The 5,465-nt window shown below is 71.8% G+C and carries 5 protein-coding genes; 2 read left to right on the top strand and 3 right to left on the bottom strand.

Annotated features, from left to right (window positions below; all coding sequences use genetic code 11):
• The 3 genes from SACPADRAFT_RS0206105 to SACPADRAFT_RS0206115 all read right to left on the bottom strand — a co-directional run.
• The coding region (locus SACPADRAFT_RS0206105) for an acetyl-CoA carboxylase biotin carboxylase subunit (RefSeq protein WP_007026293.1) at positions 1-1,590 on the bottom strand (1,590 nt) is incomplete at its 3' end.
• Positions 1,591-1,595: 5 nt separating this feature from the next.
• Entirely contained in the window at positions 1,596-3,209 is a 1,614-nt protein-coding gene (locus SACPADRAFT_RS0206110) for a carboxyl transferase domain-containing protein (protein WP_007026294.1), read from the bottom strand.
• Between the two features lie 86 nt (positions 3,210-3,295).
• On the bottom strand, positions 3,296-4,090 hold the full coding sequence (locus SACPADRAFT_RS0206115; protein ID WP_007026295.1) for an SGNH/GDSL hydrolase family protein: 795 nt from the start codon (positions 4,088-4,090) through the stop codon (positions 3,296-3,298).
• Positions 4,091-4,242: 152 nt separating this feature from the next.
• Between SACPADRAFT_RS0206115 and SACPADRAFT_RS0206120 the strand changes: the two genes are divergently transcribed.
• Together SACPADRAFT_RS0206120 and SACPADRAFT_RS0206125 are read left to right on the top strand one after the other, a co-directional pair.
• On the top strand, positions 4,243-4,830 hold the full coding sequence (locus SACPADRAFT_RS0206120; RefSeq protein ID WP_007026296.1) for an SACE_7040 family transcriptional regulator: 588 nt from the start codon (positions 4,243-4,245) through the stop codon (positions 4,828-4,830).
• Between the two features lie 174 nt (positions 4,831-5,004).
• Positions 5,005-5,465: alanine dehydrogenase (locus tag SACPADRAFT_RS0206125; RefSeq protein WP_007026297.1), on the top strand; the 461-nt coding region annotated here is incomplete at its 3' end.

Here is a 5,465-nt window from a genome sequence, read left to right on the forward strand (position 1 = left end):
CACGGCGGCGTCGACCGGGTCGCCGTCGCCCACGGTCACCCGCGCCGCCTCCGGCGTGCCCGCGACGTGGACGAGGGCCTCGGTCGTCCCGGCGCGCAGCAGGAACGCCACCCCCGCGCTGCCCCCGAGCCGCCATCCGTTCGGCACGTCCCACGGGTCGACGACCGGGCCCGCCGGATACAGCCGCACCAGCCGGTCCAGCGCCGCCGCGACGAGGAACTCGTCCGGCACGTCGCCGGCCGTCAGCGTGCCGAGCTCGCGTTCCACCAGCGCGGTGTCGAGCCGGCCCGCACGCACGTCCGGGTGCCGGACGAGCGCACGCAGGAACGGCACGTTCGTCGGCACGCCCAGCACCGCGGTGTCGGCGAGGGCACGGTCCAGCCGGTGCAAAGCCGAGGCCCGGTCGGGCCCCCAGACGACGACCTTGGCCAGCATCGGGTCGTAGTGCGAGCCGACGACCGCGCCCGGGTGCAGACCGGAATCCACCCGGACGTGGCCCGCCTCGGGTTCGGCCAGGCCGAGCACCGTGCCCCCGGTGGGCACGAACTCGCGCGCCGGGTCCTCGGCGTAGACACGGGCCTCGGCGGCGTGCCCGTCCAGGCGCACGTCGTCGGAGGTCAGCGTCAGCGGCTCCCCCGCCGCCACGCGCACCTGCCACTCCACCAGGTCGACGCCGGTGACCAGTTCGGTGACCGGGTGCTCCACCTGCAGCCGGGTGTTCATCTCCAGGAAGAAGAACTCGTCCGGGCGGTCGGCGGAGACGATGCACTCGACGGTGCCCGCGCCGACGTACCCGACCGAGCGTGCGGCCTCCACGGCGGCCCGTCCCATGCGCTCGCGCGTGTCCGCGTCGAGCAGCGCCGACGGTGCCTCCTCGACGATCTTCTGGTGCCGCCGCTGCAGGCTGCACTCCCGCTCACCGAGGTGCAGGCAGTGACCGTGGGAGTCGGCGAGCACCTGGATCTCGATGTGCCGCGGCGCGGTGACGAACCGCTCGACGAGCAGCCGGTCGTCGCCGAACGCCCCGCGCGCCTCGCGCCGCGCCGACTCCACCGCCTCCGGCAGACCCTCGGGGGAGGTCACCACCCGCATCCCCTTGCCGCCACCACCGGCCGACGGCTTCAACAGCACCGGATAGCCCACCCGTCCGGCGGCCGCCGCCACGGAATCCACCCCGGACACGTCGCTCTCCCCGGGCACCACGGGGACGCCCGCAGCGGACACGGTCTCCTTGGCGCGGATCTTGTCGCCCATCGCCTCGATCGCCGACGGGGGCGGTCCGATGAACACGACCCCGGCGTCGGCGCAGGCGCGGGCGAAGGCGGCGTTCTCGGAGAGGAACCCGTAGCCGGGGTGCACCGCCTGCGCGCCGGAGTCCACGGCGGCGCGCACGATGTCCGGCACGGACAGGTAGCTCCGCGTGGCCTCGGCCGGGCCGACCCGGACGGCGACGTCGGCTTCGGCGACGTGCCGGGAGTCGGCGTCGGCGTCGCTGTAGACCGCGACCGAACGGATCCCCATCCGGCGCAGCGTGGCGATCACCCGGACGGCGATCTCGCCCCGGTTCGCGACCAGAACCGTGTCGAACATGCCCCTCACATCCTGAAGACGCCGTAGTTGACCGGTTCGAGCGGCGCGTTGCCCGCCGCGGACAACGCCAGCCCCAGCACCGTCCGGGTGTCCTTCGGGTCGATCACGCCGTCGTCCCAGAGGCGCGCGGTGGAGTAGTACGGGTTGCCCTGCGTCTCGTACTGCTCCCGGATCGGCTCCTTGAACTCCTCCTCGGCCTCGGCCGACCACTCCTGCCCGCGCGCCTCGAATCCGTCCCGGCGCACCGTGGCCAGGACCGAGGCGGCCTGTTCGCCCCCCATCACCGAGATCCGGGCGTTCGGCCACATCCACAGGAACCGGGGCGAGTACGCCCGGCCGCACATCGAGTAGTTGCCCGCACCGAACGACCCGCCGATGATCACGGTGAATTTCGGGACCCGGGCGCAGGCCACGGCGGTGACCATCTTCGCGCCGTGCTTGGCGATGCCGCCGGCCTCGTAGTCGCGCCCCACCATGAATCCGGTGATGTTCTGCAGGAACACCAGCGGAATCGAACGCCGGTCGCACAGTTCGATGAAGTGGGCCCCCTTCATCGCCGATTCCCCGAACAGCACGCCGTTGTTGGCCACGATGCCCACCGGGTGCCCGTGGATGTGGGCGAAACCGGTGACGAGTGTCGTGCCGTACTCCTTCTTGAACTCGGCGAACCGGCTGCCGTCCACCACCCGCGCGATCACCTCCCGCACGTCGTAGGGGGTGCGGGAGTCGACGGGCACGGCCGCGTAGAGGTCGTCCGGAGCGACGGCGGGTTCCTCGACCGGTGCCGTCTCCCACGGACGCGGCGGTGGGGGGCCGAGGGTGGCGACGATGGAGCGCACGATGCGCAGCGCGTCGGCGTCGTCGGCGGCCAGGTGGTCGGTCACCCCGGACTGCCGGGCGTGCACGTCGCCGCCGCCCAGTTCCTCGGCGGTGACCTCCTCCCCCGTCGCGGCCTTCACCAGCGGCGGTCCGCCGAGGAAGATCGTGCCCTGGTTCCGCACGATCACCGCCTCGTCGCTCATGGCGGGCACGTAGGCGCCGCCCGCGGTGCACGACCCGAGCACGGCCGCGATCTGCGGAATCCCGCGCGCGGACATGGTGGCCTGGTTGTAGAAGATGCGGCCGAAGTGCTCGCGGTCCGGGAACACCTCGTCCTGACGCGGCAGGAACGCGCCGCCGGAATCGACGAGGTAGAGGCACGGCAGGTTGTTGTGCAGCGCCACCTCCTGCGCCCGGAGGTGCTTCTTCACCGTCACCGGGTAGTAGGTGCCGCCCTTGACGGTGGCGTCGTTCGCCACGATCACACACTCACGGCCGGACACCCGGCCGATCCCGGTGATGATCCCGGCCGCCGGGGCCTCGTCGTCGTAGAGCCCGGTCGCCGCCAGCGGAGAGAGTTCCAGCAGCGGTGAGCCGGGGTCGAGCAGTGCGTCCACCCGGTCGCGGGGCAACAGCTTGCCCCGCTCGACATGCCGGGACCGTGCCTTCTCAGGTCCGCCCGGACGCACGTCGGCCAGGCGGGCACGCAGATCGTCCACCAGCTCGGTGTGCGCACGGGTGTTGCGGGTACCCGCATCCCCGCCGGGATCGACGGAGCTGGTCAGCGCCGGAGTGTCCATCACACCCTCAAGTTAGCAGCCGTTAACTTCCGGTGCGAGGTTAGCGGCCACTAACGGGTGGTGTCCAGTGTCCCGCGCCGCCCGGCTCAGCCGGTCACGGACTCCAACGCGGGCAGATATCCGGACGCCTGACCCGCGGCGGTCGGGTGATAGGACTCGTCGGCGGGCCAGGTGAGGCTGTGCAGCCACCACTCGCCGTCGGAACAGATCTCGTGGCCGTCGAAGTGGCCCCGCACATCGACGAAGGTGACGCCCGCGGCCGCCGCGCGCTGCGCGGTGACCTCGGCCAGCGTGTCCGCACCCGAGTTGATCGCCGACCGCTTCGTGTCGCTCAGCCCCGCCCGGCACGAGCCACCGATCTCGTAGAAGCGGGGATACCCGAGCACGATCACCTCCGCGTTCGGGGCGTTGGCCGTCACCGTGGCGTAGACGTCGTCGAGCAGGCCGGGCAGTGTGGTCGTGGCGTAGTCCTTCGCGGTGGCCACCCGGTCGACGCACTGCTGGTCCGTCCCGAGGGTGCAGTCGATCATCACGTCGGTGAAGCCCGCGTCGTTCCCACCGACCGACAGGGTCACCAGCGTGGTGCCCGCGTCCAGCACGGACGCCTGGCTGATCACGTCGGACGTGCGGGCGCCGAGGCAGGCGGCGAATTCGAAGTCGGAAACCGGGTGCGAGTCCGCCCAGAGCTCCGGGTACGCGTTGGAACTGCGTTTGCAATTGCCGGAATCACCGTACGATCCGGCCCCGACCCCGGAGGAATACGAATCGCCCAGGGCGACGTAGTCGACGGCGGGTGCGGCGGCCGTCGTCACGGCTCCCCCCACCAGTGCGAGTAACATAATTGTTACCGTTGCGAGGAAACGGCGAGTCCGCACCACCATGGCGCACCCTTTCAACGACGATCGGCCGAGGAAAATGCTTACCAGGTGACCGGTTCCCGGAGCAGGAGCCGGAATCGAACTCCACCCGGACGGCTTACGCCGGAGGTCGGCCCGCCATTAGCGTGCGCTAACGAAAGCGCTAGAGTGTCCCGGTGTCCTCCGGTTCCCCTCTGATCCGCGGTGACAAGGCCAGTCGGCGCGAGGAGATCCTCGCGGCCGCGGCCGGGTTGTTCGCCGACCGCGGATTCCACGGCGTCGGGATCGACGACATCGGCGCCGCCGTGGGCATTTCCGGCCCGGCGCTGTACCGGCACTTCCGCAGCAAGGACGCCATGCTCGGCGAGATGCTCACCTCGATCAGCCGGTACCTGTTGGACGGAGCCCTCGGACACGCCGGGCACGACGGTCCTCCCGGCGAGGTCCTGGCCGGGCTGGTGCGGTTCCACGTCGACTTCGCCCTGACCCAGCCCGCGTTGATCACGGTGCAGGAACGCGACCTGGCCAACCTGACCGAGGACGACCGCAGACAGGTGCGCGCGCTGCAACGTCGCTACGTCGAGGTCTGGGTGGACGCGCTCCGCGCCGCCGTCCCGCACCTGGACGACACCCGCGCACGGTCCACCGCGCACGCCGTGTTCGGACTGATGAACTCCACCCCGCACAGTCGCCACCTGCCCGACCCGGAGCTCGCCGAGCTGCTCGCCGAGCTCGCTCTCGGGGCACTGCACGCGGCACGGTAGCCGGACACCACCGGGAGCCTGCCCGCGGTGCGCTCCGTCGGACCGCGCGCCGGAGCGGGTACTCCTTGCGCCGGTGAGGAGGATGGACCTTCCCCACCGTGCACCCACGGTCGGGACGTGGACCGCGGCCCGCGGGTAATCCCCACCGGCCGCGCCGAGAACGAGGAGGCAGACGTGCGGATCGCCGTCCCCCGGGAGACGAAGAAGCACGAGTACCGGGTCGCACTGACCCCCACCGGCGTCGACGAGCTCACCCGCAGAGGGCACGAGGTGGTCGTCGAGACCGGCGCGGGGGCCGGCTCGGCGATCACGGACGCGGAGTACGAGTCCGCCGGGGCCACGGTCCTGCGCACCGCCGCGGACGTGTGGGCCGAGGGCGAGCTGGTGCTCAAGGTCAAGGAGCCGGTCGCGGCCGAGTACGCGCACCTGCGCGCGGATCAGGTGCTGTTCACCTACCTGCACCTCGCCGCGGACGGGTCGCTCACCCGGGCACTGCTGGAGGCGGGCACGACCGCGATCGCCTACGAGACGGTGCAGACCGGCGACGGGGCGCTACCGCTGCTGGCCCCGATGTCCGAGGTGGCGGGCAGGCTCGCGCCCCAGGCGGGCGCGGCCGCGCTGATGCGCCCCGCCGG

Source organism: Saccharomonospora iraqiensis subsp. paurometabolica YIM 90007, assembly GCF_000231035.2.
Lineage (GTDB): Bacteria > Actinomycetota > Actinomycetes > Mycobacteriales > Pseudonocardiaceae > Saccharomonospora > Saccharomonospora paurometabolica.